Source organism: Streptomyces sp. 6N223, from assembly GCF_052246635.1.
Taxonomy (GTDB): domain Bacteria; phylum Actinomycetota; class Actinomycetes; order Streptomycetales; family Streptomycetaceae; genus Streptomyces.
Window position 1 is genome coordinate 39339 of record NZ_JBQQCA010000042.1, and the last position, 23627, is coordinate 62965.

At 74.4% G+C, this 23627-nt stretch carries 26 protein-coding genes and 1 pseudogene; 17 read left to right on the forward strand and 10 right to left on the reverse strand.

Annotated features, from left to right (window positions below; all coding sequences use genetic code 11):
- Nucleotides 1-88 precede the first annotated feature (88 nt).
- Nucleotides 89-743, reverse strand: a pseudogene (locus ACTWQH_RS23375) (response regulator).
- A complete protein-coding gene (locus tag ACTWQH_RS23380; protein WP_443288668.1) occupies nucleotides 731-1690 on the reverse strand; it encodes a sensor histidine kinase in 960 nt (319 codons plus the stop codon). The pseudogene ACTWQH_RS23375 and the gene ACTWQH_RS23380 overlap by 13 nt, the downstream one beginning before the upstream one ends.
- Nucleotides 1691-1720: 30 nt before the next feature.
- Between ACTWQH_RS23380 and ACTWQH_RS23385 the strand changes: the two genes are divergently transcribed.
- The 3 genes from ACTWQH_RS23385 (at nucleotide 1721) to ACTWQH_RS23395 (ending at nucleotide 3153) form a co-directional block, all read left to right on the forward strand.
- On the forward strand, nucleotides 1721-2068 hold the full coding sequence (locus ACTWQH_RS23385; protein ID WP_443288669.1) for an alpha/beta hydrolase: 348 nt from the start codon (nucleotides 1721-1723) through the stop codon (nucleotides 2066-2068).
- 114 nt (nucleotides 2069-2182) lie between these two features.
- Nucleotides 2183-2725 (forward strand): TetR/AcrR family transcriptional regulator, encoded by a 543-nt coding sequence (locus ACTWQH_RS23390; protein WP_443288692.1) that lies wholly within the window; start codon nucleotides 2183-2185, stop codon nucleotides 2723-2725.
- A complete protein-coding gene (locus tag ACTWQH_RS23395) occupies nucleotides 2722-3153 on the forward strand; it encodes a DUF6069 family protein (protein WP_443288670.1) in 432 nt (143 codons plus the stop codon). Before ACTWQH_RS23390 ends, ACTWQH_RS23395 begins: the two co-directional genes overlap by 4 nt.
- A gap of 4 nt (nucleotides 3154-3157) precedes the next feature.
- Here the strand turns inward: ACTWQH_RS23395 and ACTWQH_RS23400 are convergent, their stop codons facing one another.
- A complete protein-coding gene (locus ACTWQH_RS23400) occupies nucleotides 3158-5620 on the reverse strand; it encodes a SpoIIE family protein phosphatase (RefSeq protein ID WP_443288672.1) in 2463 nt (820 codons plus the stop codon).
- Nucleotides 5621-5767: 147 nt separating this feature from the next.
- Entirely contained in the window at nucleotides 5768-6694 is a 927-nt protein-coding gene (locus ACTWQH_RS23405) for an N-acetyltransferase (protein ID WP_443288673.1), read from the reverse strand.
- A 278-nt stretch (nucleotides 6695-6972) separates the two neighbouring features.
- Here ACTWQH_RS23405 and ACTWQH_RS23410 point away from each other — a divergent pair, with 278 nt between their 5' ends.
- A complete protein-coding gene (locus ACTWQH_RS23410) occupies nucleotides 6973-7218 on the forward strand; it encodes a hypothetical protein (protein ID WP_443288674.1) in 246 nt (81 codons plus the stop codon).
- An 88-nt stretch (nucleotides 7219-7306) separates the two neighbouring features.
- Here the strand turns inward: ACTWQH_RS23410 and ACTWQH_RS23415 are convergent, their stop codons facing one another.
- Entirely contained in the window at nucleotides 7307-7459 is a 153-nt protein-coding gene (locus ACTWQH_RS23415; protein ID WP_443288675.1) for a hypothetical protein, read from the reverse strand.
- 223 nt (nucleotides 7460-7682) lie between these two features.
- Between ACTWQH_RS23415 and ACTWQH_RS23420 the strand changes: the two genes are divergently transcribed.
- From ACTWQH_RS23420 to ACTWQH_RS23435, 4 genes are all read left to right on the forward strand, one after another.
- Nucleotides 7683-8930: an NYN domain-containing protein gene (locus ACTWQH_RS23420; protein ID WP_443288676.1), complete on the forward strand. Its 1248-nt coding sequence runs from the start codon at nucleotides 7683-7685 to the stop codon at nucleotides 8928-8930.
- Between the two features lie 203 nt (nucleotides 8931-9133).
- Nucleotides 9134-10102, forward strand: a complete 969-nt coding sequence (locus tag ACTWQH_RS23425; RefSeq protein WP_443288693.1) for an ABC transporter ATP-binding protein — start codon at nucleotides 9134-9136, stop codon at nucleotides 10100-10102.
- Nucleotides 10103-10140: 38 nt separating this feature from the next.
- The gene (locus ACTWQH_RS23430; protein ID WP_443288694.1) at nucleotides 10141-11064 is read left to right on the forward strand and encodes an ABC transporter permease; all 924 of its coding nucleotides are present in this window, start codon (nucleotides 10141-10143) and stop codon (nucleotides 11062-11064) included.
- A 103-nt stretch (nucleotides 11065-11167) separates the two neighbouring features.
- A complete protein-coding gene (locus ACTWQH_RS23435) occupies nucleotides 11168-11857 on the forward strand; it encodes an ABC transporter permease (RefSeq protein WP_443288677.1) in 690 nt (229 codons plus the stop codon).
- Nucleotides 11858-11924: 67 nt separating this feature from the next.
- On the opposite strand, the gene ybaK is transcribed toward ACTWQH_RS23435, so the two are convergent.
- The gene (gene ybaK, locus ACTWQH_RS23440) at nucleotides 11925-12425 is read right to left on the reverse strand and encodes a Cys-tRNA(Pro) deacylase (protein WP_443288678.1); all 501 of its coding nucleotides are present in this window, start codon (nucleotides 12423-12425) and stop codon (nucleotides 11925-11927) included.
- Nucleotides 12426-12445: 20 nt separating this feature from the next.
- A complete protein-coding gene (locus ACTWQH_RS23445) occupies nucleotides 12446-13198 on the reverse strand; it encodes an LON peptidase substrate-binding domain-containing protein (RefSeq protein WP_443288679.1) in 753 nt (250 codons plus the stop codon).
- A gap of 90 nt (nucleotides 13199-13288) precedes the next feature.
- Here ACTWQH_RS23445 and hisD point away from each other — a divergent pair, with 90 nt between their 5' ends.
- The 8 genes from hisD to hisF are packed head-to-tail and all read left to right on the forward strand — an operon-like array spanning nucleotide 13289 to nucleotide 19152.
- The gene (gene hisD, locus ACTWQH_RS23450; RefSeq protein ID WP_443288680.1) at nucleotides 13289-14653 is read left to right on the forward strand and encodes a histidinol dehydrogenase; all 1365 of its coding nucleotides are present in this window, start codon (nucleotides 13289-13291) and stop codon (nucleotides 14651-14653) included.
- A gap of 41 nt (nucleotides 14654-14694) precedes the next feature.
- Nucleotides 14695-15819, forward strand: coding sequence for a histidinol-phosphate transaminase (locus ACTWQH_RS23455; protein WP_443288695.1), 1125 nt, complete (start codon nucleotides 14695-14697; stop codon nucleotides 15817-15819).
- Entirely contained in the window at nucleotides 15816-16406 is a 591-nt protein-coding gene (gene hisB, locus ACTWQH_RS23460; protein WP_443288681.1) for an imidazoleglycerol-phosphate dehydratase HisB, read from the forward strand. Before ACTWQH_RS23455 ends, hisB begins: the two co-directional genes overlap by 4 nt.
- The gene (locus tag ACTWQH_RS23465; protein ID WP_443288682.1) at nucleotides 16403-16561 is read left to right on the forward strand and encodes a hypothetical protein; all 159 of its coding nucleotides are present in this window, start codon (nucleotides 16403-16405) and stop codon (nucleotides 16559-16561) included. The genes hisB and ACTWQH_RS23465 overlap by 4 nt, the downstream gene beginning before the upstream one ends.
- Nucleotides 16562-16566: 5 nt before the next feature.
- Entirely contained in the window at nucleotides 16567-17232 is a 666-nt protein-coding gene (gene hisH / locus ACTWQH_RS23470) for an imidazole glycerol phosphate synthase subunit HisH (protein ID WP_443288683.1), read from the forward strand.
- The gene (gene priA, locus ACTWQH_RS23475) at nucleotides 17232-17966 is read left to right on the forward strand and encodes a bifunctional 1-(5-phosphoribosyl)-5-((5-phosphoribosylamino)methylideneamino)imidazole-4-carboxamide isomerase/phosphoribosylanthranilate isomerase PriA (RefSeq protein ID WP_443288684.1); all 735 of its coding nucleotides are present in this window, start codon (nucleotides 17232-17234) and stop codon (nucleotides 17964-17966) included. The genes hisH and priA overlap by 1 nt, the downstream gene beginning before the upstream one ends.
- Before the next feature lie 17 nt (nucleotides 17967-17983).
- Complete coding sequence (locus ACTWQH_RS23480) at nucleotides 17984-18385, forward strand: Rid family hydrolase (protein ID WP_443288685.1); 402 nt, start codon at nucleotides 17984-17986, stop codon at nucleotides 18383-18385.
- Nucleotides 18382-19152, forward strand: a complete 771-nt coding sequence (hisF, locus tag ACTWQH_RS23485) for an imidazole glycerol phosphate synthase subunit HisF (RefSeq protein ID WP_443288686.1) — start codon at nucleotides 18382-18384, stop codon at nucleotides 19150-19152. Before ACTWQH_RS23480 ends, hisF begins: the two co-directional genes overlap by 4 nt.
- 62 nt (nucleotides 19153-19214) lie before the next feature.
- Here hisF and ACTWQH_RS23490 read toward each other — a convergent pair whose 3' ends face one another.
- The 3 genes from ACTWQH_RS23490 to ACTWQH_RS23500 are packed head-to-tail and all read right to left on the reverse strand — an operon-like array spanning nucleotide 19215 to nucleotide 22622.
- Nucleotides 19215-19958, reverse strand: coding sequence for a succinate dehydrogenase/fumarate reductase iron-sulfur subunit (locus ACTWQH_RS23490; RefSeq protein WP_443288696.1), 744 nt, complete (start codon nucleotides 19956-19958; stop codon nucleotides 19215-19217).
- 8 nt (nucleotides 19959-19966) lie between these two features.
- Entirely contained in the window at nucleotides 19967-21916 is a 1950-nt protein-coding gene (locus ACTWQH_RS23495) for a fumarate reductase/succinate dehydrogenase flavoprotein subunit (RefSeq protein ID WP_443288687.1), read from the reverse strand.
- A gap of 1 nt (nucleotide 21917) precedes the next feature.
- Complete coding sequence (locus ACTWQH_RS23500) at nucleotides 21918-22622, reverse strand: succinate dehydrogenase cytochrome b subunit (protein ID WP_443288688.1); 705 nt, start codon at nucleotides 22620-22622, stop codon at nucleotides 21918-21920.
- 72 nt (nucleotides 22623-22694) lie between these two features.
- Between ACTWQH_RS23500 and ACTWQH_RS23505 the strand changes: the two genes are divergently transcribed.
- On the forward strand, nucleotides 22695-23594 hold the full coding sequence (locus ACTWQH_RS23505; RefSeq protein WP_443288689.1) for a LysR family transcriptional regulator: 900 nt from the start codon (nucleotides 22695-22697) through the stop codon (nucleotides 23592-23594).
- Nucleotides 23595-23627 lie beyond the last annotated feature (33 nt).

The following is a 23627-nucleotide window of genomic DNA, read 5'->3' on the forward strand; positions in this document are numbered from 1 at the left end:
TACGGGCCTTTCCGGCCAGGATGCGGGCGGTGGCTCGACGTAGTGGTGAGTGATCTGCGTCACACGTCCGGGCGTTGGTCGGCGTCGCTCAGGCCAGGCCCGCGTCGTGGGCGAGAGCGCGATCTGGGTGCGGTTGTCCAGGCCGAGCTTGGTGAGAATGCTGGAGACGTGGGCCTTGACCGTCGTGAGGCCCATGGCGAGTTCGGCGGCGATGTCGGCGTTCGCCCGGCCCCGGGCGACCGCGAGGGCCACCTCGTGTTCGCGAGGGGTGAGGGCGGCCAGCGCGGCGCGGGCCCGCTCGTAGGCGCCGGCCTGCGTGGCGGTGCGGTCCATGAGCCGCCGGGTGACCCGTGGCGACGGGATGGGATCCCCCGCGGCGACCCGGCCGACCGCCTCGACGAGCCGCGGGGGCGGGGTGTCCTTGAGCAGGAACCCGCTGGCTCGGGCGCGCAGCGCGTGGAGGACGTTCTCGTCGGTGTCGAAGGTGGTCAGCACGATCACCTCCGGCGGGCGCGGGCGCGGGCGCGCGCCCGGCGGGTGGCGGTGATGCCGTCCACGCGCGGCATGTGCGGGTCCATCAGGACGACGTCGGGGGCGTGGGCGTCGGCGGCGGTGATGGCCTCCCGGCCGTCGGCCGCCTCGCCGACCACCGTGATCCCGGCGGCCCCGTCCAGCATCATCGACAGGCCGGCGCGCACCATGGGGTCGTCGTCGACCAGCAGCACGCGGATCACGCGGGCCATGGTAGCCAGGCCCGGAGCCGGACCTGCCCGCCGGCGACCTGGTGGTTCAGCTCCCCGCCGGCCAGGCGTACCCGTTCGGTGAGGCCGACCAGGCCGAGGCCGCCGCCCGGCGCGATCGGGTCCTGCTCCGCGGCGGGCAGCGGGTTGCGGATGTCGATCAGCAGGCGGGTGCCCGGAGCGCCGTGCAGCACGACCTCGACCGGCTGGCCGGGGGCGTGCTTGCGCGCGTTCGTCAGCGCTTCCTGGGCGACGCCGTACGCGGTCGGGGCGGCGGCCGCCGGGAGGGCGGCGGCATCGGTGGCGGTGACGTCGTCGCGCAGCCGCACCGGCTGGCCCGCCTGGCGCGCCTCGGCGATCAGGCGGGGCAGGTCGGCCAGCGCGGGCCGAGGCGCCGTCCGTTCCCTCTCGTCGTACGCGCGGTCCGCCTCTCTCTCCCCCTCTTCCTGGTGGAGCAGGCCGATGACCTGGCGCAGCTCCTCCAGGGCCTGGTGCACCCCGGCGCGGACCACCCCGGCGGCCCGGGCGATCTGGTCCGGTGAGGAGTCCGGGCGGTACTCCAGCGCTCCGGCGTGGGTGGCCACCAGGGTCAGCCGGTGGGCGAGCACGTCGTGCATCTCCCGGGCGAGCGTGTGCCGTTCGGCCATGCGGGCCTCGGCGATCCGCCTGCCCTGCTCGGCTTCGGCGCGCAGGGCGCGTTCGTGCAGCGAGATGAGCAGGGCGCGGCGGGAGCGTGCCAGCGCGCCCCAGCCGAGCAGCGCGCCGTACGCGGCGCGGATCAGCAGCAGCCACCAGCCCAGGGAGATGCCGGGGTTGGGCCGCCACAGTCCCTGGACCACGTGGGCCGCGACGCCCGCCGCCGCCACGGCCGCCGCGACGGGGAAGCGCCTGCGCCGGGCCACCTGCAACGCCCCCAGTGTCGCCGCCGGCGTGGCCACCGGGGAGGGCACGGCGAGGAGAGCGGCGGCGAGCGCGCGGCGGTGATCGGCCTGGGCGGCTACTACGGCCCCTGCGACGGAACGGACCCGCGGACCTCGCCCCTCGCCCATGTACGGCCGGACGCGCCGCCGTTCTTCCTCGCCCACGGGGACCGCGACACCGTCGTCCCGGTCGAGAGCGCCCGGCTCCTCGCCGAACGCCTGCGCGGCGTGTCGACGCGGCCGGTCGTCTACGCCGAACTGCCGGGCGGGCAGCGCGCCTTCGACCTGTTCCACTCGCTGCGCTTCGAAGCCGTCGTCAACGCCATCGAGGCCTTCGCCGCTCGGGTTCTGTCGCCCGGTGGCCCGGCCGGCGTCGGGCAGGAGAAGGGAGGGAGGAGCACGGAGTGAGTGCTCACTCGCTATTGACGGAGTGAGTGCTCACTCCGTATGGTCACCGGCATGAGCGACGAACGAAAGACCCGACGCCGGGCGCCGGGGATGAGCCCGGAGCAGCGCCGGGAGATGATCATCAAGGCGGCGATCCCCCTGATCGGGGAGTACGGGGCGGCCGTGACGACGAGCAAGGTCGCGCGGGCCGCCGGGATCGGGGAGGCCACGATCTTCCGGGTCTTCGCCGACAAGGAGGAACTGCTGGACGCATGCGTCGCCGAGGCGCTGCGCCCCGACCACGTGATGCGCGAGCTGGGCGACATCCCGCTCGACCAGCCGCTGGCCGACCGCCTGACCGAGGCGTTCGAGGCCCTTCAGGCCCACATGGCCAGGATCGGCGCGGTGGTGGGATCGCTGCACACCTCCGGCTACCGGCGCCGAGAGGGCGCGGCGGACGGGGAGGCCCGCGGCGTGGGCCGGGAGGAGTCGATGGCCCGCATCCGCGCCGCCCTGGCCGAGCTGCTGGAGCCCGACGGGGACCGCCTGCGGCTGCCCGCGGAACAGGTCGCGGCCCTCTTCCTCGGGATGCTCTTCACCCGGCCACGCCAGGGCGACACCCCGGAGCTCACGCCCAGGGAGCTGGTGGACGTCTTCCTTCACGGGGCGAGCGCGTGACGGGCCTACGCCGCCGGCGACTCGCCGTCGTCCTCGGCGCCGCGCTCGCCGCCGCGCTGGTCTGGGCGATCGCCGACCCGCTCCTCGGGGAGCGGCTGCGGATCACCGACGAGGCGGCGGACCGGACGCTGGCGATCGGGCCGGTCCCGGTCGTCGCCGTGGCCCTGCTCTCCGGGCTGGCCGGTTGGGGCCTGCTCGCCGTGCTGGAGCGGTTCGCGCGGCGCGCGGCGCACGGGGTGTGGCTCGCCGCCGCGCTCGCCGTCCTCGCCCTCTCCTTCCTGCCGCTGACCGGCTCGGGCATGTCGGGCGGCACCCGCGCGTCGCTGGCGGCGATGCACCTGGCCGTCGCGGCGGTGCTGGTGCCGGGCCTGGGCCGTCACCCCGGCGCGGTCGGGACGCGGTCGGCCGGTCTCGCCGGGCGGACGTAGTGGCTCAAGGCGTCCCGGGCCCGGGCAGCGTCTGCGCGCACCAGATCGTCTTGCCGTGGGGGGTGTGCCGGGTGCCCCAGCCCTCGGTGAGCTGGGCGACGAGCAGCAGGCCGCGGCCGCCCTCGTCGAAGGCGCGCGCCCGCCGCAGGTGCGGGGCGGTGTCGCTGGCGTCCGAGACCTCGCAGATCAGGGAGGTGTCGCGGATCAGCCGCAGCCTGATCGGCGGCTCGCCGTACCTGATGGCGTTGGTGACCAGCTCGCTGACGACCAGCTCGGTCACGAACGCCGTCTCCTCCAGGCCCCAGGCGTCGACCCGTTCGAGGGCAAGCCGCCTAGCGTGCGTCACCTGCGCCGGGTCGGGCGCGATGGCCCAGTCGGCGACGTGGTCGGGCGCCAGGGCGTGCGTGCGGGCGAGCAGCAGGGCGGCGTCGTCGGTCCGGCGGTCGGGGAGCATGGCGTCCATCACCGTGTCGCAGAGGGCCCCCAGCGAGGCGGCCGGCTGGTTCAGGACCCGGAGGAGCTCGGCGGTTCCCTGGTCGACGTCGCGCTCGCGGCTCTCCACGAGCCCGTCGGTGTAGAGCGCGAGCAGGCTGCCCTCGGGCAGCTCGACCTCGGTCGCCTCGAACGGCAGTCCGCCGATGCCGAGCGGCGGTCCCGGCTGCGCGGCGACGGGGATCCCGGTGCCGTCCGGCGAGATGACCAGCGGCAGCGGATGGCCGGCGCTCGCCAGCGCGCAGCGGCGGGAGACCGGGTCGTAGACCGCGTACAGGCAGGTGGCACCGGATTCGCCGCTCGTCCGGCCGGCTCCGGCGGCCTGGAGGTCGCTGGCGAGGTGGATGATCAGGTCGTCGAGGTGGGTGAGCAGCTCGTCCGGCGGCAGGTCCACGTCGGCGAGGGTGCGCACGGCCGTGCGCAGCCGGCCCATGCTGGCCGAGGCGTGCAGGCCGTGGCCGACGACGTCCCCGACGACCAGGGCGACCCGGGCGCCGGACAGCGGAATGACGTCGAACCAGTCGCCGCCCACCCCCGCGCCGGTCCCGGCGGGCAGGTAGCGGGAGGCCACCTCGACCGCCTCCGGGCTCGGCAGCCGCTGCGGCAGCAGGGTGCGTTGCAGTGTCAGCGCGGTGGTGCGCTCGCGCGAGTACCTGCGGGCGTTGTCGATGGCGACGGCGGCCTTGGCGCTCAGCTCCTGGGCGAGGAGCAGGTCGTCGGCGGTGAAGGTCTCGGGCCGGCCGCCGCGGGCGAACGCGACGACGCCGAGCAGCGCGTCGCGGGCCCGGAGCGGCACGGTGATCCGGCCGGTCAGCCCCTCGGCGGCGAGGGACTCGTCGATCAGCGGGTTGCCGGGCGGCCAGTGGGCCGGGTCGGCGGCGAGCCCGGGGCCGAAGCCCCACTCGCCGCCCTGGCCGGGTTCGGCGGCCAGTTGCACCGTGGGCCTGCCGGTGGCCAGGCAGCGGACGGCGGTGGAACCGGGGGAGTGGGTCACCGTCACCGGGGCGGCGGGCTCCGGGGGCGGGCCGGGGGCCTGGTCCGCGCCGTCCACGGCCGCGCCGTCCACGGCCGCGCCGTGCCGGGCGGCGCGGGTCAGCGTGATGGCGCCCTCGCGGGTGAACGCCGGTGGGGAGGGCGGTTCCTCCCCGCCCAGCACCTCGTCGAAGAGATCGACGGTGACGAGGTCGGCGAACCCCGGCACGGGGGTCCTGGCCAGCTCCTGGGCGGTGCCGATCACGTCGAGTGTCCGGCCGATGCCCCCGCTGGCCTCGTTGAGGAGGACCAGGCGCCGCCGGGCCCAGTACTCGGCGCTCATGTCGAACCCCCAGTTGGCGACCGCGCGGACGCGCCCCTCGGCGTCCTTCACGGGCCACATGCTGGTGGCCCAGGCGTGGGCGTGGGTGTCGCCGAGCGGACGGATGTAGGTGATCAGACGCGCGGGCTCGCCCGTCCTCGCCACCTCGGCGAGCCCGTCGGTGTACTCCACGTCGTCCAGCCCGGGGAAGCGCTCGCGGTAGTTGTGACCGAGCACCTGCTCCTCGGAGTGCGCCATCACCCGGCACGCGGCGGCGTTGACCCACAGGAACCGCACCTCGGGGTCGTAGATGCCCAGAGCGAAGGGGCACTGCTCGAAGGCCCGGTCGGCGACCACCGGGCGACGCCCCCAGGGCTGGGCGGTCATCACATGACCCACCACGCGGCCGGTGGCGTCGCGCAGGGGGTGCGCCGTCACCACGGCGTCCAGCGTGGAACCGTTCCGGTGGCGCAGGGGGATGGACCCCGAGGGGTCCAGGCCGGCGCCGTAGTTCTCGGGGAAGCCGGGCGGCGGATCGACCAGCAGGTCGGTCACGGGCCGTCCGGTGATCTCCTCCGCCGTCCAGCCCAGCAGCAGGGTGCCACCCTCGCTCCAGCCGCTCACCCTGCCGTCCGGGTCCACGACGACCGCGGCAGTGGCGGCGTCCTGCTTGCCGGCCATCTCCACGCGCCCACCCTCCGTCCGGACAGCGGTGCCCACCGGGCTGGTGTCCGGCGGCTGCTTCCAGCCTAGATCCGCACTCGGGAGCTTTCGCTCGATAAGCCGCTGATCAGCGTATGCGCCGCATAGGCCGCATACGCGCATGTGTCAGGCCGGCACGCTCACCCCTCCGCGAACCCAGCCGCGCCGGATCGTGGTCAGGTGGCGGAAGCCGAGGGTGGGCAGCAGGGCCAGCTCGTCGGCGTCGTCCTCGGGGATGGCGTACGCCAGGAGCCGGTCGACGCGCGCCAGGCGCAGCCAGTCGGCGGCGTGGGCGAGGAGCGCGGTGGCGACCGGCTCGAAGGGATCGGCCTCGAGGTTGCCGATGTCGGCCCAGCCGGCGTGCGGGGTGAAGCGGCCGGTGTCGTGGATCGTCGTGTCGATCTCGATGTACCCGGCCTCGGCGCCCTTCGAGGTCAGCGCGGTGAACCGGGTGCCGTTGACGCCGAGGACGCGGCGGATCTCCAGGCCGCAGGCGTCGGCGGCGGGTCGCGGCAACTCGGCGACGTCGGCGATGAGGACCTGCTCGGTGTTGCCCTCCTGGCGGAAGCCGGACTCCTGGAAGAGCGCGGCGATGTGCGGCCACTGCTCCGTGACGCCGTACGCCGCCGGCGCGGGCAGCTCGGCGTCGGCCCAGCGTGCGGCGACGCCCCAGCGGTCGAACAGGGCCAGGCAGGCGGCCATCAGCCCCTGCGCGGCGGGAGCGGCGTCCGCGTCCCCGGCCGAGGCCATCGGCCAGTACAGCAGCCACTGGATCTCACCGGCGTTGCGGTAGGCACGGGCCACCTCCGGCCCCGCGCCGTAGCGGCGGACGTGGGCCGCGGCGACGACCCGCGCCCGCTGCTCTGCGACGAGGGTGACCCGCTCGGCGACCCACGGGTCGACGAGCGGCTCGTCGGGCTCGCGATCGAGCCTGCTGAGCACGGCGTTGACCGAGACCGACAGGCCGGGGACGGCGGCGGCGATGTGGGCGTTGACCAGGGCCGTGAGCTGCTCGCGGTCGTCGCGGCGGAACGGCCGGATGGTGAAGGGCATGGCGTGGCCTCCGGGAACTTCCGGGAAATGTCCGGGAATGGGGTGCGTCAGAGGAGGCCGCTGCCTGTGCGGTATGCAAAGCAGCATAACGCCGCGTCGCGTCGGCGCGGAGGGGGCGCGGAAGGGGAGCCCGCCGGAGACATCTCCCAGCTCACGCGGGGGAGTTGGTGAGGTCAGAGGGTTCCTTAGCCCGATGATGAACGGCGCTTTACCAAAGCGGGGCAAACGCGGCGCTACCTTCAGTGAAGAGCACAACGCCGTTTTGAGGGTGGGATGCCATGGATGCCCTGATGGTCGCCAAGGCCGTTTTTCTGGTGCGCGAGGCGCACGCGTCGCGGCAGGACGCCGTGCACGCGCTCGCGGAGTACTTTCCCGGTGCCGCGTTCGAGGACCGGCTGCGCTGCGTACTGGAGGCATGGGACATTGCCCACGCGGGGGCGCCGGCGGGAGAGATGGTGTCGTCCGAAATGGCCGATGCCCGGTACTTCGCGGCGGCGCATGAGCGGCACGGATTCACCGACTGACCGGACCGACTGGCCAACGACCACGAGGGCGCACCCCCAGGCTGCGGGGTGCGCCCTCGTCCCGTGTCGCGTCGGCGTCCGCCGCGGGTCAGTTGTGGCCGAACCGGCGCTGCTGGCGTTTGCGCGGCATGTCGGCCGGGGTCGGTGCCCCCTGCGGCGGCTCGGGTCGCGACGGCTGCCGGTCGGTGGTGGACTGGCGTGACGGGGACTGCTGTCGGTCGCGGTTCTTGTTCTTGGCCATGATCGCCTCCTCGGCAACCAGGCTGCCACGTCCCGGCATAGTTCGCATTCCGGGCAAGTCGGACGGCTGATTCGCCACGCCGAAGATCGAGTTGGGACAGATAAGAATGGCCCCGTCGGGCAGACTCAAGAAGACGTTCCGGACGCGTCACGAAAACGTATCTGCGCAACGCCCGCGAAAACAACGAATATCCGGCGAATGACCGGCGATTGAGAGGTGCAACATGGACCGCTGCGTCGTTCTGGTGGACGCCGGGTACCTCCTGGGCGCCGCGGCCAGCCTGCTCGCCGGGGAGCCCTCCCGTCCGCGCATCACCGTCGATCACGCCGCCCTCATCCGCGCGTTGCGCGATCGCGCCGAGGCCGACACCGGGTGCGACCTGCTGCGGATCTACTGGTTCGACGGCGCGCCCGACCGGGTGCCCCAGCCCGAGCACCGGCGGCTGCGCGTCATGCCCAGGGTGACCGTCCGGCTCGGCGCCCTCACCCGAAGCGACGGCCGCTGGGCACAGAAGGGCGTGGACGCCGCCATGCACGCCGAGCTGACCGAGCTCGCCCGCAACCGCGCCTGCGCCGACATCGTGCTGGTCACCGGCGACGGCGACCTGCTGCCGGGCCTGATGTCCGCCAAGGAGCACGGCGTCGCCGTCCACCTGTGGGCCGTCCAGGCCGCCGACGGCGACTACAACCAGTCCGAGGACCTCGTCGCCGAGGCCGACGAACGCCGCGTGCTGGACCGCGCCTGGATCACCCAGGCCGTGCGGCTCACCGAAACGCCCGGCAGCGGCGCCCCCCACGCAACGCCGCGTCCCGAGATCGCCGCCATCCTCTCCGCCCCGCTGTCGGAGACGCCGGTGAACCCGGCCGCCGCCTCCCAGCGGCAGGAGACCGCCGCTCCGCACGACCACCCCGCGGCGACGAAGAACGGCACCCACCGCGGCGGCGCCGAGCCCGACTGCGCGCCCGGCGCCGCCAAGGACGCGGCCGGCGCGGCCGGCCGGGCCGTGCCCACGCCCAAGGACCTGGCCACCCTCGGCAGCCGCGCCGCCGCCCCCGAGCCGACCGCGACGCTGCGCTGGTCCTCCGACAAGGGCTGGGTGGACCGCGGATCCCCCGCCGAGCCGCCGGCGATCGCGGCGCTGCCGATGCTCGCCCATCTCACCACCGCCGAGCAGCGCTGGGCCGACCGCGAGGAGGACATCACCGCCGTCAGCGGCGACCCCTTCGAGGTCGGCCAGGTCTTCGCCCGCCGCTGGGCGGAGCGGCTCCCCGCCGGCGAGCAGATTTTCCAGCTCTCGGGTGAGTACCCCCGCATCCCCCACCGCATCGACGGCGAACTGCTGCGGTACGCCGCCCGGTTCGGGCTGCTGGCACACAAGGACGACCAGATCGACGAGCGGGACCGGTACGCCATCCGGGCGGGCTTCTGGCGCGAGGTGGACGCCAGGACGGGAGCCGAGCGCGCGTCCTGACGCCTTCGGAGTCCTCGGCGTCCGAGGCCTCCTCGGCGTCCGAGGCGTCCTCGGCGTCCGCGCCGCCAGGGACCCGGCGTCCGGGCCGGTCCGCGCCCCGCGTAGGCTCCATGACCGTGGCCACCTCCATCGCGCGGGCCGAGCCGAAGGCCGCCCCCCAGCGCAGCCCGGCGCGCGGCGCCCCCGCCGAGGCGGCCCTGAGCGTGCGGGATCTGGTCAAGAGGTACCCCGCCCCGCGCGGGCGCGGGCGGGCCACCGGGCCCACCCTGGCCAGCGACGGCATCAGCCTCCGCGTCGCGCGCGGCGAGATCTTCGGCCTCCTCGGCCCGAACGGCGCGGGCAAGACCACCCTCGTCCGGCAGGTCACCGGCCTGCTGCGCCCCGACGCCGGCAGCGTCACGCTGCTCGGCCACGACCTCGTACGCCACCCCCGGCACGCGGCGCGGCTGCTGGCGTACCTCGGCCAGGAATCCACGGCCCTGGACGACCTGACCGTCGCCCTCGCCACCGAGACCACCGCCCGGCTGCGGGGCCTCGACGCCCCCGCCGCCCGCCGCGAGCGCGACGCGCTGCTGGAGGAGCTGGGCCTGACCGCGCTCGCCGGGCGCCCGCTGAAGCGGCTCTCCGGCGGGCAGCGCCGGCTGGCCTGCGTCGCCGCCGCCCTCGCCGGCCGGCGGCCCGTGCTCGTGCTGGACGAGCCCACCGCAGGGATGGACCCCGTGGCGCGGCGCGCGGTGTGGGCCGCGCTCGACCGGCGCCGGGCCGAGGAGGGCACCACGGTGCTCCTCGTCACCCACAACGTCAGCGAGGCCGAGACCGTGCTCGACCGCGTCGCCGTGTTCGACGCGGGCCGGGTGATCGCCTGCGACACCCCGGGCGGCCTGAAGGAGCTCGTCGGCGCGGCCGTGCGGCTCGAACTGGTCTGGCGCGAGGACGCGGTGCCCGCCCTGCCACCCCTGGCCGAGCCCGCGCTCCGCGCGCTCCGCGCCCGCGCCGAGGTGGCCGGCAGGCGCTGGACGCTGCGCCTGCCGCCGGAGGAGGCGCGCGCCGCCGTGGCCGCCGTCACCCAGGGCCCGGCCTTCGCGGCGCTGGAGGACTTCTCGCTCGCCACCCCCAGCCTGGAGGACGTCTACCTCGCCCTCGGCGGGCGCGGCGGAGGGCTCACCCGGTGAGCGGCGGGCGCGCGGCTGCCGGGCCGCGCCTGAGGGCGATGGCCGCCGGCCGCCGCGCGGCCGGGAGAGCGCGTGAGTGCGGCGGGACGGGCGCCGCCGCCTCGGCAGGCGACGAGGGCGCGGCGTTCGCCGGGAGCGAGGGGAGCACCGGGAGCCAAGGGAACGCCGGGAGCGAGGGGAACGCCGGGAGTTCCGCCGCCGCCGAGCCGCTCGCGCCCCGCGTGGCGCTGTGGCCCGCGCTCGGCACCGTCTACCGCGCCCAGCTCTCGCGGGCCCGGGTGGCGCGGATCCCGCTGCTGTTCGTCGCCACCTTCCAGTCGATCGGGATCATGATCCTGATGCGCGGCGTCGTCGACAGCGGCGACGGCGCCGAGGCGCGGGCCGTCGTCGCCGGCTCGGCCGTGCTCGTCGTGGCGTTCGTCGCCCTCAACCTCCTCGCCCAGCACTTCGGACAGCTCCGCGCGGGCGGCGGCCTCGACCACTACGCCACCCTCCCGGTGCCCGCCGCCGCCGTGGCGCTGGGCACGGCGGCGGCGTACGCCTCCTTCACCGTGCCCGGCGTCGTCGTCACGGCCGTGGCGGGCGGCCTGCTCTACCAGCTGCCGCTCGGCGGGCTGTGGGTGCTGCTGGCCGTCGTGCCGCTCGCCGGGGCGGCGCTCGCCGGACTCGGCGCGGCGCTCGGGCTGCTCGCCCCGCGCCCCGAGCTGGCCACGCTCTGCGGGCAGCTCGGCATGTCGGCGGCGCTGCTGCTTGGGGTGCTGCCCGCCGAGCGGCTGCCGGAGCCCGCCCGCTGGCTGCGCGAGCCGCTGCCCTCGACCTACGGCGTCGACGCCCTGGCCGGGGCGCTGCGCCCCAGCCCCGACTGGGGCGCGGTCGCCGCGAACCTCGCCGTCTGCGCCGCCGTGGGCGCGGCGGCGCTTGCCCTCGCCACGTGGGCGTACCGCCGGGCGGCGCTGCGCTGAGGCACGCGCGCCGGGCCGCGCTGACCTGGGCCTTCGCCGCCCGCCCCGCCCGAACGGATGTCCCAGGGATCGAACGACCGCCCGCACCTGGCAGGATGACCGAGTGACCGCACCTCAGCCTTCACCGGACCACGACACGGACCGCCACGCGCACCGCGCGCCCTCCGAGAACCCCGGGGATCCCGGGGCGAGCGGCCGGCACGACCCGTGGGCCGCGCCGTCGCCCCTCGCCGCGGCCGCGGACCCGCCCCCGCGCGGGCAGGTGGCGGGTCGGATAGCCGAGGGCGTGCTGGTGGCCTTGCCCGTCGCCCTGGTGACCGGCGTCGCGCTCGGGCTGCTGTGGCTGTGGCTGGCGCCCCAGGTCCCGCTCGTCGCTCAGGGCAACGTGGTGCTGCTGGCGAACTCCGAGGCCGAGCAGGCCATAGCCGCCGACGGCACCTTCCTGCTCCTCGGCCTCGCCGTCGGCGCGGCCGCCGGGCTCGCGGTCTTCCTGCTGCGCCGCGAGGGCGGCGTCGCCGTCGTCCTCGGCCTGGCCGCCGGCGCGCTGGGCGGCGCGCTGCTGGCGTGGGGAATGGGGGACTGGTTCGGCCCGACCGACGACATCGTCGCCCACGCCCGTGAGGCCGGGGAGGGCGTGGTCTTCGACGGGCCGCTGGAGCTGAGCGCGAAGGGCGTGCTGATGGGCCTCCCCTTCGCCGCCATCGGCGTTCACCTGCTGTGTGTGGCGATCTGGGGCCCGCGCGAGGAGCAGAAGCCGCCCGCGGAGTACCCGAACTGGCGCGCCGACGGCTAGCGCCACCCGCCCACCCACCCGCGGCAGGCCGCGGCCCGCACGGTGCGCTGCGGAGCCCCCGGTTTCGTCAGCCCTTGGCGATCGGCGCCACGCGCGCGCCCGTCAGCGCCACCAGATCCGCCGGCGCCAGCTCGATCTCCAGGCCCCGGCGCCCCGCCGAGACGAAGACCGTGGCGTGGCCCGCCGCCGAGGCGTCCACCACCGTCGGCAGCCGCCTGCGCTGGCCCAGCGGCGAGATGCCGCCACGCACGTAGCCCGTGGTGCGCTCGGCGTCCGACGGGTCGGCCATCGCGGCCCGCTTGCCGCCCACGGCGGCGGCCAGCGCCTTCATGCCGAGCGAGGCGGTCACCGGCACCACGGCCACCGTCAGGGCCCCGTCCACCTCGGCCACCAGGGTCTTCAGCACCCGGCCCGGGTCCGCCCCCAGCGCCCGCGCCGCCTCCTCGCCGTACGAGGCGACGGCCGGGTCGTGCGCGTAGGAGTGCAGCGTGAACGCCACGCCCGCACGGGCGGCCGCCACCGTGGCCGGCGTTCCGCCCTCGCCCCTGGAACGCTGCTTCTTCCCCACGCCCCTCCTCCACCTCCGCGTCAGTTGAGGCTGGTCGGCCGGAGCGTGAGGTCCGCCCCCGGAACCGTCGGGAGCCTACGGATCAGCGCCGTCTCCTGGCGAAGGATTTTCAGCTCCTCCGCCAGCCGCGTCGCCGTGTCCCTGGCCTGGAGGAGCCGCTGCTTGTCGCCCGCGTACAGCTGCGTCGCCGCCGCCACCAGGTACGACACCACGCCCGGGTCCTCCGGCAGCTCCTGGTTCGGCCCCAGCGAGCGGTCGCTCGCGCCCGCCAGCGCCCGCTGGTAGGCGCGAAACGCCCGCAGCACGCCGGCGGCCAGCGCCCCCGCGCCCTCCCCGGTCACCTCCGGCAGCGCCTCCACCTCCGCCACCAGGTACTCCCCGCTCGCGTCCACCGACCTCAGCCGGAACCGCGTGGTGCCCGTGGCCAGCACCTCGTACCCGTCGGCCGCGCCGGCGTCCGGCCGGGGCCGGATCGTGGCCGCGTCCGCCACGCAGCCAACCGGGTGGAAGGACTCCATCGGGTCCGCCGCGAAACCGTCGCCCGGCCCCGCCTCCCGCCGTTCGGCGGGGTCCGGCAGCCCGGTCGCGGTCGGCGCCACCTCGTACCCGTCCCGGATCGCGACCACCCCGAACGGCCGGGGCCCGTCCTCCGGCAGTTTCAGCAGGTCGCGCACGAGCGCGCGGTAGCGCGCCTCGAACACGTTCAGCGGCAGCACGAGCCCGGGGAACAACACGGTGCTGAGCGGGAAGAGCGGCAGGCGCGTGGTCGTCACAGCCAGTGAGCCTAGCGGCTGAGCCAGTGGCGCGGCCCACATCGTGAAATGAGGTGATCGCCTGTCGTAGCGGTCTGCGAGACTGGGCGGGTGCCTGAAACCGTTCCCGAATCCGGTCCGCGCGCGCTGACCGGTCTGAGCCGAATCGATCTGCGGGACGCCCCGCCCACGCCGGGCGGGATCGACCGTGGCCTGCTGCCCCGCGCCGAGCTCGACGTCGAGGCCGCCCTGGAAAAGGTGCGGCCCATCTGCGAGGACGTACGCCATCGCGGCACCGCGGCGCTGATCGACTACGCGGAGCGGTTCGACGGCGTGCGGATCGAGCGGGTCCGCGTCCCGGCCGAGGCGATCGACGGCGCGCTGGCCGGGCTCGACCCGGCGGTGCGCGCGGCCCTGGAGGAGTCCATCCGCCGCGCCCGCCTCGTCCACCGCGCGCAGCGGCGTTCCGACGCCGAGGTGCGCGTCGTGCCCGGCGGCACGGTCACCGAGCGCTGGGTCCCCGTCGAGCGCGTCGGGCTGTACGTGCCGGGCGGCCGTGCCGTCTACCCCTCCTCCGTGGTGATGAACGTGGTGCCCGCCCAGGAGGCCGGCGTCGGCTCCCTCGCCCTCGCCTCCCCGCCGCAGCGCGAGCACGGCGGGCTGCCTCACCCGGCCATCCTCGCCGCCTGCGCCCTCCTCGGCGTCGACGAGGTGTACGCCGCGGGCGGCGCCCAGGCCGTCGCCATGTTCGCGTACGGCACCGAGGAGTGCCGCCCCGTCAGCCTCGTCACCGGCCCGGGGAACGTGTATGTCGCCGCCGCCAAACGCCTGCTGCGCGGCGTCGTCGGCATCGACGCCGAGGCGGGGCCGACCGAGATCGCCATCCTCGCCGACGCCACCGCCGACCCGCGCGTCGTCGCCGCCGACCTCATCAGCCAGGCCGAGCACGACGTCGTCGCCGCCGCCGTGCTGGTCACCGACGCGCCCGGGCTCGCCGACGCCGTCGACGCGGAGCTGCGCGCCCAGGTCGCCACCACCAAGCACGCCCAGCGCATCACCGAGGCGCTGACCGGGCCGCAGTCGGGCACCGTTCTCGTCCGCGACCTCGACCACGGCCTCGCGGTGGTCAACGCCTACGCCGCCGAGCACCTGGAGATCATCACCGCCGACCCCGCCGCGCTCGCCGCCCGGGTGCGGAACGCCGGCGCCGTCTTCCTCGGCCCCCACGCCCCCGTCTCCCTCGGGGACTACTGCGCGGGCTCCAACCACGTGCTGCCGACCGGCGGCTGCGCCTGCCACTCCTCGGGCCTGTCCGTGCAGTCCTTCCTGCGCGGCATCCACGTCGTGGACTACGACCGCGACGCCCTCGCCGAGGTGGCCCACCACGTGGTCACCCTCGCCGAGGCCGAGGACCTGCCCGCCCACGGCGCGGCGGTCAGGGCGAGGTTCGACTGGAAGGTGCCCGGCGAGCAGTGACCGAAGCGACCACAGTGACCGAGGCGACCGAAGTGACCGCAGTGACCAGCATCGACGAGCTGCCCATCCGGGAGGAGCTGCGCGGCAAGCGCCCCTACGGCGCGCCCCAGCTCGACGTCCCGGTGCGGCTCAACACCAACGAGAACCCCTACCCCGTGCCCGAGGCCCTGGTGCGGCGCATCGCCGAGCGCGTCTCCGACGCCGCCCGCACCCTCAACCGGTACCCGGACCGCGACGCGGTGGTGCTGCGCACCCAGCTCGCGGCGTACCTCACCCGCACCAGCGGCCACGAGGTCGGCCCCACCCAGGTCTGGGCCGCCAACGGCTCCAACGAGGTCATCCAGCAGCTGCTGCAGGCCTTCGGCGGCCCCGGCCGCGCCGCGCTCGGCTTCGACCCGACGTACTCGATGCACGCCCTCATCTCCCGGGGCACCGGCACCCGCTGGATCTCCGGCCCCCGCACCGAGGACTTCACCGTCGACACCGACGCCGCCGTCGCCGCCATCCACGAGCACCGGCCCGAGGTGCTGTTCATCTGCTCGCCCAACAACCCCACCGGCACCGCCGTGGCGCCCGAGACCGTGCTGGCGCTGTACGAGGCGGCCCAGGCGGCGAAGGGCGGGCGGGGCGCGCTCGTGGTGGTCGACGAGGCGTACGCCGAGTTCAGCCACCGGCCCTCGCTGCTTCCGCTGATCGAGGGCCGCCCCACGCTGGTGATCACTCGCACCATGTCGAAGGCGTTCGGCGCCGCCGGCCTGCGCCTTGGGTACCTGGCCGCCGACCCGGCCGTCGTCGGCGCCGTGCAGCTCGTGCGCCTGCCGTACCACCTCTCCGCCGTCACCCAGGCCACCGCCCACGCCGCGCTGGAGTTCACCGAGCCGCTGCTGGCGTACGTCGCGGAGCTCAAGGCGGAGCGGGACCGGCTCGTCACCGAGCTGCGGGCGATCGGCTGCGAGGTCACCGACTCGGACGCGAACTTCGTGCAGTTCGGCCGCTTCGAGGACGCCCAGGCCGCCTGGCGGCGGCTCCTCGACCACGGCGTCCTCGTCCGCGACAACGGCGTCCCCGGCAGGCTGCGGGTCTCGACCGGCACCCGCTCGGAGAACGACGCGTTCCTCGACGCGATCCGGGCCGTGTGGAAGGAAACGAAGGAGATCAGCCAATGACGCGCGTGGGCCGGGTGGAACGCACCACCAAGGAGACCTCGGTCACCGTCGAGATCGGCCTCGACGGCACCGGCCGGGTCGACGTGTCGACCGGGGTCGGCTTCTTCGACCACATGCTCGACCAGCTCGGGCGGCACGGGCTGTTCGACCTCGCGGTCAAGACCGAGGGCGACCTGCACATCGACAGCCACCACACCATCGAGGACACCGCCCTCGCGCTGGGCGCGGCGTTCCGCCAGGCCCTCGGCGACAAGCACGGCATCCGCCGCTTCGCCGACGCCGCCGTGCCGCTGGACGAGTCCCTCGCCCAGGTCACCATCGACCTCTCCGGCCGCCCGTACCTGGTGCACCGCGAGCCGGAGGGCATGGCGCCCATGATCGGTTCCTACGACACGACCATGACCCGCCACATCCTGGAGTCGTTCGTCGCCCAGGCCCAGATCGCGCTCCACGTCCACGTGCCCTACGGGCGCAACGCCCACCACATCGTCGAGTGCCAGTTCAAGGCCCTGGCCAGGGCGCTGCGCGCCGCCAGCGAGATCGACCCCCGGCAGACCGGCATCCCCTCGACCAAGGGCGCGCTGTGAACGGGCTCTCCACGCTGCTGATCGTCGTCGGCCTCTTCCTCCTCGGCGGGGTCTACAGCTTCCGCAAGCAGGGGATGCCCCGGGGAGTCGTGACCCTGCTCGGGATAGGAAGCGGGATGTGCCTGCTGGCCGGCGTGCTGAGACTGGAGGTGTGACGAGGATGACGGCAGCCAAGAGCACCGCGGGCGCCAAGCGCGTGGTCGTCTTCGACTACGGCTTCGGCAACGTCCGCTCCGCCGAGCGGGCCGTGGCGCGCGCCGGGGCCCGGGTCGAGATCACCCGCGACTACGACGCGGCGATGAACGCCGACGGCCTGCTCGTGCCCGGCGTCGGCGCCTTCGCCGCCTGCATGCGCGGCCTCACCGAGGCCCGCGGCCACTGGGTGGTGGAACGCCGCCTGGCCGGCGGCCGGCCCGTCCTCGGCATCTGCGTCGGCATGCAGATCCTCTTCGCCCGCGGCATCGAGCACGGCGTGGAGACCGAGGGGCTCGACGAGTGGCCCGGCACCGTCGGCCCGCTCCAGGCCGACGTCGTGCCCCACATGGGGTGGAACACCGTGCGGGCCCCCGCCGACTCCCGCCTCTTCGCGGGCCTGTCCGGCGACGCCCGGTTCTACTTCGTCCACTCCTACGCGGTGCGCGGCTGGGAGCTGCCGGACGACGCGGGCACCGGCGCCATCGCCCCGCCCAAGGTCACCTGGTCCACCCACGGCGAGCCCTTCGTCGCCGCGGTCGAGAACGGCCCGCTGTGGGCCACCCAGTTCCACCCCGAGAAGTCCGGCGACGCCGGCGCCCAACTCCTCACCAACTGGATCGAGACCCTCTGATGCCGACTCTCGAACTGCTCCCCGCCGTCGACGTGCGCGACGGCCAGGCCGTACGCCTCGTCCACGGCGAGTCCGGCACCGAGACCGCGTACGGGGACCCGCTCGCCGCCGCCCTCACCTGGCAGCGCGCGGGCGCCACCTGGCTGCACCTGGTGGACCTCGACGCCGCCTTCGGCACCGGGGACAACCGCGAGCAGATCGCCGACGTGGCCCGCGCCGTGTCCGCCTCGGGCATGCGCGTCGAGCTCTCCGGCGGCATCCGCGACGACGACTCCCTCGCCGCCGCGCTGGCCACCGGCTGCACCCGGGTCAACCTCGGCACCGCCGCCCTGGAGACCCCCGAGTGGGTCGCCAAGGTCATCGCCCAGCACGGCGAGCGCATCGCGGTCGGCCTCGACGTGCGGGGCACCACCCTGCGCGGCCGCGGCTGGACCCGGGACGGCGGCGACCTCTTCGAGACCCTCGACCGGCTCAACGCCGAGGGCTGCGCGCGGTACGTCGTCACCGACATCAACAAGGACGGCACCCTCCAGGGCCCCAACCTCGACCTGCTGCGCAGCGTCTGCGCCGCCACCGACCGGCCCGTCGTCGCCTCCGGCGGAGTGTCCTCCCTTGACGATCTGCGGGCGATCGCCACCCTGGTACCCGAGGGCGTTGAGGGCGCCATCGTCGGCAAGGCCCTCTACGCCGGGGCGTTCACCCTGGAAGAGGCGCTGGAAGCGGTGGAGGCTTAAGTCGCCATGATGTCGCCATGACGATCGAGCGTGTGCGGACCGACGCGAGTCCCTGGCAGAAGTCCATCGGCTCCGCGCGCGCCGTGGCCGCCGGGGACCTGGTGCTGGTCGCCGGCACCATGCCCCAGGCGGCCGGGGCCGTCGCCGTCGGCGACCCCTACGAGCAGGCCAGGGCCGCCCTGGCCGACGCGGTGGCGGCGCTGGAGCCGTTCGGGCTCGGCCCCGAGTCGGTCATCCGCACCCGCATGTACATCAGCCACACCCGTGACGCCGACGAGGTCGGGCGGGCCCACCGCGACCTGCTCGGCGAGGTCGGCCCGGCCGCCACCCTCGTCGTGGTCGCCGGCTTCGCCGACTCCCGGGTGCTGGTCCAGGTCGAAGTCGAAGCCCACCGAGGAGCCCGAGGAGCCGCCTCATGACCCTCGCCGTACGAGTCATCCCCTGCCTGGACGTGGACGGCGGCCGGGTCGTCAAGGGCATCAACTTCGAGAACCTGCGGGACGCGGGCGACCCGGTGGAGATGGCCCGGGTCTACGACGCGGAGGGCGCCGACGAGCTGACGTTCCTGGACATCACCGCCTCCTCGGGCAACCGCGAGACCACGTACGACGTGGTACGCCGCACCGCCGAACAGGTCTTCATCCCGCTCACGGTCGGCGGCGGTGTGCGCACGGTCGAGGACGTCGACCGGCTGCTGCGCGCAGGCGCCGACAAGATCGGCGTCAACACCGCGGCCATCGCCCGCCCCGAGCTGGTGCGGGAGATCGCCGAGCGCTTCGGCAGCCAGGTGCTGGTGCTGTCGGTGGACGCCCGCCGCTGCCCCGAGGGCACCACGACCCCGTCGGGCTTCGAGGTGACGACGCACGGCGGGCGGCGCGGCACCGGCATCGACGCCGTGGAGTGGGCGCACCGCGCGGCGGAGCTGGGCGCGGGCGAGATCCTGCTGAACTCGATGGACGCCGACGGCACGAAGGACGGTTACGACACGTCGATGATCGCCGCCGTCCGCAAGCACGTCACCGTCCCCGTCATCGCCTCCGGCGGCGCGGGCACGCTCGGCCACTTCCCACCCGCGATCCAGGCGGGCGCGGACGCCGTGCTGGCCGCGTCCGTCTTCCACTTCGGCGACCTGCGGATCGGCGAGGTCAAGGAGTCGCTGCGCGACGCGGGTTACGCCGTCCGCTGAGGCCCCCACCCACCCGCCCCTCGGGGCTCCGGCCCGCCCCGGCCGGGCGCCGCGGGCGGGGGTCAGCCACCCTTGCGCGCCGCCCGCAGGTACTCCCGGTTCATCGTCGTGATCGCCGTCAGCGGGATGCCCTTCGGGCAGACCGTGGCGCACGCGCCCGTGTTGGTGCAGCCGCCGAAGCCCTCGCCGTCCATCTGCTCGACCATGTTCAGCACGCGGCTCTCACGCTCCGGCCCGCCCTGCGGCAGCGAGTTCAGGTGCACCACCTTCGCGGAGGTGAACAGCATCGCCGAGCCGTTCGGGCAGGCCGCCACGCACGCGCCGCAGCCGATGCACTCGGCGTGCTCGAACGCCGCGTCCGCCGCCGGCTTCGGCACCGGTGTCGCGTGCGCCTCCGGGGCCGAGCCGGTCGGGGCGGTCACGTAGCCGCCGGAGCCGATGATGCGGTCGAACGCCGACCGGTCCACGACCAGGTCCTTCACGACCGGGAACGCTGCCGCCCGCCACGGCTCCACGTCGACGACGTCCCCGTCCTTGAACTCCCGCATGTGCAGCTGGCAGGTCGTGGTCCGCACCGGGCCGTGCGCCTCGCCGTTGATCACCATGCCGCAGGCGCCGCAGATGCCCTCGCGGCAGTCGTGGTCGAACGCCACGGGCTCCTCGCCGCGCAGGATCAGCTCCTCGTTGAGGGTGTCGAGCATCTCCAGGAACGACATGTCCGGGGAGACGTCCTTGACCTCGTAGGTGGTCATGGCGCCCTCGGACTCGGGGCCTGGCTGGCGCCAGATGCGCAGGGTGAGGTTCATCGTGGAGGTCACGCGTAGCTCCGCTGGGTGGGGTGGACGTACTCGAAGTCCAGCTCTTCCTTGTGCAGCACGGGGGCGGTGCCGGTGCCGGTCCACTCCCACGCCGCCGCGTAGGAGAACTCCGCGTCCCGCCGGGCCGCCTCGCCGTCCGGCGTCTGGCTCTCCTCCCGGAAGTGGCCGCCGCAGGACTCCTCCCGGTGCAGGGCGTCCAGGCACATCAGCTCCGCCAGCTCCATGAAGTCGGAGACCCGGTTGGCCTTCTCCAGGGACTGGTTCAGCTCGCTGCCGCTGCCGGGCACCCGGATCCGCTCCCAGAACTCCTCCCGCAGCGCCGGGATCCTCTCGAGCGCCTTGCGCAGCCCGGCCTCGTCGCGGGCCATGCCGCACTCGTCCCACAGCAGCTGGCCCAGCTCCCGGTGGAAGGAGTCCGGCGTCCGGTCGCCGCCGTTCGACAGCAGCCGGTCGAGCCGGCCGGTCGTCTCGGAGACCGCGTCGGTGACGGCCGGGTGGTCGTCGCCGATCTCCTTGTCGTTCGCGTGGCGGGCGAGGTAGTCGGCCAGCATGGGCGGCAGCACGAAGTAGCCGTCGGCCAGGCCCTGCATCAGGGCCGAGGCGCCGAGCCGGTTGGCGCCGTGGTCGGAGAAGTTGGCCTCGCCGATCGCGAAGAGACCCGGGATGGTCGTCTGCAGGTCGTAGTCCACCCACAGCCCGCCCATGGTGTAGTGGATCGCCGGGTATATCCGCATCGGCACCTGGTACGGATCCTCCGCCGTGATCCGCTCGTACATGTCGAAGAGGTTGCCGTACTTCTCCGCCACCTTTTGGCGCCCCATGCGGGCGATGGGGTCGGCGAAGTCCAGATACACGCCCTGGCCGCCCGGGCCCACCCCGCGGCCCTCGTCGCACACGTTCTTCGCGGCCCGCGAGGCGATGTCGCGGGGCACCAGGTTGCCGAAGGAGGGGTAGATCCGCTCCAGGTAGTAGTCGCGCTCGGCCTCCGGGATCTCGCCGGGCGGCCGGGTGTCTCCCGCCCGCTTCGGCACCCAGATGCGGCCGTCGTTGCGCAGCGACTCGCTCATCAGCGTCAGCTTCGACTGGTGCTCGCCGGAGCGCGGGATGCAGGTGGGGTGGATCTGCGTGAAGCAGGGATTGGCCAGGTACGCCCCGCGCCGGTGGGCGCGCCAGATCGCGGAGGCGTTGGAGTTCTTGGCGTTCGTCGACAGGTAGAAGACATTTCCGTAGCCGCCGGTGGCCAGCACCACCGCGTCCGCGAGATAGGTATCGACCCGCCCGGTCAGCAGGTCGCGCGCCACGATCCCGCGAGCCTGCCCGTCGACCACGATCAGGTCGAGCATCTCGGTGCGCGGATGCATCTCCACGTTCCCGGCGGCGATCTGCCGCGAGAGCGCCTGATACGCCCCGAGCAGCAGTTGCTGGCCCGTCTGGCCGCGGGCGTAGAAGGTGCGGGAGACCTGGACGCCGCCGAAGGAGCGGGTGTCGAGCAGGCCGCCGTACTCGCGGGCGAACGGCACGCCCTGCGCCACGCACTGGTCGATGATCTCCACTGACACCTGGGCCAGCCGGTAGACGTTCGACTCGCGGGCGCGGAAGTCGCCGCCCTTGACGGTGTCGTAGAAGAGGCGGTGGATGGAGTCGCCGTCGTTGCGGTAGTTCTTCGCGGCGTTGATGCCGCCCTGGGCGGCGATGGAGTGGGCGCGGCGCGGCGAGTCCTGGTAGCAGAACTGCACGACGTGGTAGCCCTGCTCGGCGAGGGTGGCCCCGGCCGCGCCGCCCGCCAGGCCCGTGCCCACCACGATCACCGTGTGCTTGCGGCGGTTGGCGGGGTTGACCAGCTTGGCCTCGAAGCGGCGGCGGTCCCAGCGCTCGGCGATCGGCCCGCCCGGCGCCCTGGTGTCGGCGATCGGCTCGCCGATGGCGTAGTCAGCGTAGGTAGCCATGTCAGTCCACCAATCCCGTCATCACGCCGATGGGTACGGAGAGGAAGCCGGCGGTCAGCACCAGGGCCAGCGCGTCGGAGGTGACGCGCAGCGCGCGGTCCCGGGCGGCCGAGCCGCCCGCGCCGAGGGTGAGGGCGGCGCTGCGGAAGCCGTGCCGGATGTGCAGCCCGACGGCGAGCATCGCCACGATGTAGATCGCGTTGCCGTACCAGGTGCTGAAGGTCTCGACGATGTTGTGGTAAGGCTCGCCCGACCGGAAGTCGGGGTTCACCGTGCCGGTGGTCAGGTCCAGGACGTGCCAGACCACGAAGAGCGCCAGGATGATCCCGCCCCACCGCATGGTGCGGGTGGCGTAGCTCACCGGGCGGCGGCGGTGGACGTACCCCACCGGCCGGGCGGCGATGTCCCGGCGGCTGAGCTGGTACGCCGCGACCCCGTGGACGATCACCGCGGCCAGCAGCAGCGGCCGCATGATCCACAGGAACCACTCGTGGTGCAGCACGGGCTCGCCGATGGTGCGCAGCCAGTGGGCGTACCCGTTCATGTCCTCCGGGCCGAAGAACACCTTGAGGTTGCCCAGCATGTGCAACACGAGGTAGAGCAGCATCATCAAGCCACTGACGGCCATCGCCGTCTTCTTGCCAACGGTGGACCGCCACACCCGTACGGGCACGACGGTCGCACGCCGGTCAGTCGCCACAGCCATGGTCCCGACCGTACGGAGACCAGGGCACATCCGTCCAAGACATAGAAACGCTGATTTCGATAGCCTTCTCCTATGCAGCTCCAGCAGCTCCGTTACTTCACCGCCGTGGCCGAAACCCGCCACTTCACGCAGGCCGCGCGGCGCGAACACGTGGCTCAGCCCTCCCTGTCCCAGCAGATCCGCGCCCTGGAGCGGGAGTTGGGCGCCGAGCTCTTCCACCGCGCACGCGGCCACATCTCGCTCACCGACGCCGGCGCCGCCCTGCTGCCGCTCGCCCGCCGCATCCTCGCCGACGCCGAGACCGCGCGCCGCGAGGTGCAGGAGGTTGCCCAGCTCCGGCGCGGCCGCGTGCGTCTGGGCGCCACCCCCAGCCTCTGCGCCAGCATCGTGCCGGACGTGCTGCGCACCTTCCGCGACAGCTACCCCGGCGTCGACCTGTACGTCCACGAGGACGGCTCGCGCGACCTGGTCCGCATCCTCGCCGCCGGCGAGCTGGATCTGGCGCTGATCATCACCCCCGTCCCGGGCCAGGCGCCGGCGCTGACCACGCGGACGCTGCTGCGCGAGGAACTGGTGGTGATCTCGGCCCCGAACACCCCCTCGCCGGTCCCGGACGGGCAGGACCGCATCCGCATCACTGACCTGCGCGAGCGGCCGCTGGTGATGTTCCGGCACGGGTACGACCTGCGGGAGCTGACCGAGGCCGCCTGCCACCGGGCCGGATTCGAGCCCTCCTTCAGCGTCGAGGGCGGCGAGATGGACGCGGTGCTGGGCTTCGTCCGTGCCGGGCTCGGCCTCGCGGTGGTCCCCAGCATGGTCGCCGCCCGCTCCGGCCTGCGGGCCACGTCCTTCGCCCCGCCCGGCCTGCACCGCACGATCTCCGTCGCCCACCGCAGCGACGTCTCCCCACCCCGCGCGGCCCGCGAGCTCCAGCGCATCGTGGTGCGCGTGATCTCCCCACCTGGTGGCTGACGACGGCGCTCAGCCCGGGGTGGGGTGCCGGGG

Excerpts from the sequence above, each read along its gene's own strand:
- hisF (WP_443288686.1), top strand. The coding sequence starts at position 18,382 with ATGACCCTCGCCGTACGAGTCATCCCCTGCCTGGACGTGGACGGCGGC.
- ACTWQH_RS23390 (WP_443288692.1), top strand. The coding sequence starts at position 2,183 with ATGATCATCAAGGCGGCGATCCCCCTGATCGGGGAGTACGGGGCGGCC.
- ACTWQH_RS23430 (WP_443288694.1), top strand. The coding sequence starts at position 10,141 with ATGGCCGCCGGCCGCCGCGCGGCCGGGAGAGCGCGTGAGTGCGGCGGG.
- hisH (WP_443288683.1), top strand. The coding sequence starts at position 16,567 with ATGACGGCAGCCAAGAGCACCGCGGGCGCCAAGCGCGTGGTCGTCTTC.
- ACTWQH_RS23420 (WP_443288676.1), top strand. The coding sequence starts at position 7,683 with ATGGACCGCTGCGTCGTTCTGGTGGACGCCGGGTACCTCCTGGGCGCC.
- priA (WP_443288684.1), top strand. The coding sequence starts at position 17,232 with ATGCCGACTCTCGAACTGCTCCCCGCCGTCGACGTGCGCGACGGCCAG.
- ACTWQH_RS23500 (WP_443288688.1), bottom strand. The coding sequence starts at position 22,622 with ATGGCTGTGGCGACTGACCGGCGTGCGACCGTCGTGCCCGTACGGGTG.
- ACTWQH_RS23415 (WP_443288675.1), bottom strand. The coding sequence starts at position 7,459 with ATGGCCAAGAACAAGAACCGCGACCGACAGCAGTCCCCGTCACGCCAG.
- ACTWQH_RS23495 (WP_443288687.1), bottom strand. The coding sequence starts at position 21,916 with ATGGCTACCTACGCTGACTACGCCATCGGCGAGCCGATCGCCGACACC.
- ACTWQH_RS23400 (WP_443288672.1), bottom strand. The coding sequence starts at position 5,620 with ATGGCCGGCAAGCAGGACGCCGCCACTGCCGCGGTCGTCGTGGACCCG.
- ACTWQH_RS23410 (WP_443288674.1), top strand. The coding sequence starts at position 6,973 with ATGGATGCCCTGATGGTCGCCAAGGCCGTTTTTCTGGTGCGCGAGGCG.
- ACTWQH_RS23490 (WP_443288696.1), bottom strand. The coding sequence starts at position 19,958 with ATGAACCTCACCCTGCGCATCTGGCGCCAGCCAGGCCCCGAGTCCGAG.
- ACTWQH_RS23405 (WP_443288673.1), bottom strand. The coding sequence starts at position 6,694 with ATGCCCTTCACCATCCGGCCGTTCCGCCGCGACGACCGCGAGCAGCTC.
- ACTWQH_RS23505 (WP_443288689.1), top strand. The coding sequence starts at position 22,695 with ATGCAGCTCCAGCAGCTCCGTTACTTCACCGCCGTGGCCGAAACCCGC.
- hisB (WP_443288681.1), top strand. The coding sequence starts at position 15,816 with ATGACGCGCGTGGGCCGGGTGGAACGCACCACCAAGGAGACCTCGGTC.
- ACTWQH_RS23480 (WP_443288685.1), top strand. The coding sequence starts at position 17,984 with ATGACGATCGAGCGTGTGCGGACCGACGCGAGTCCCTGGCAGAAGTCC.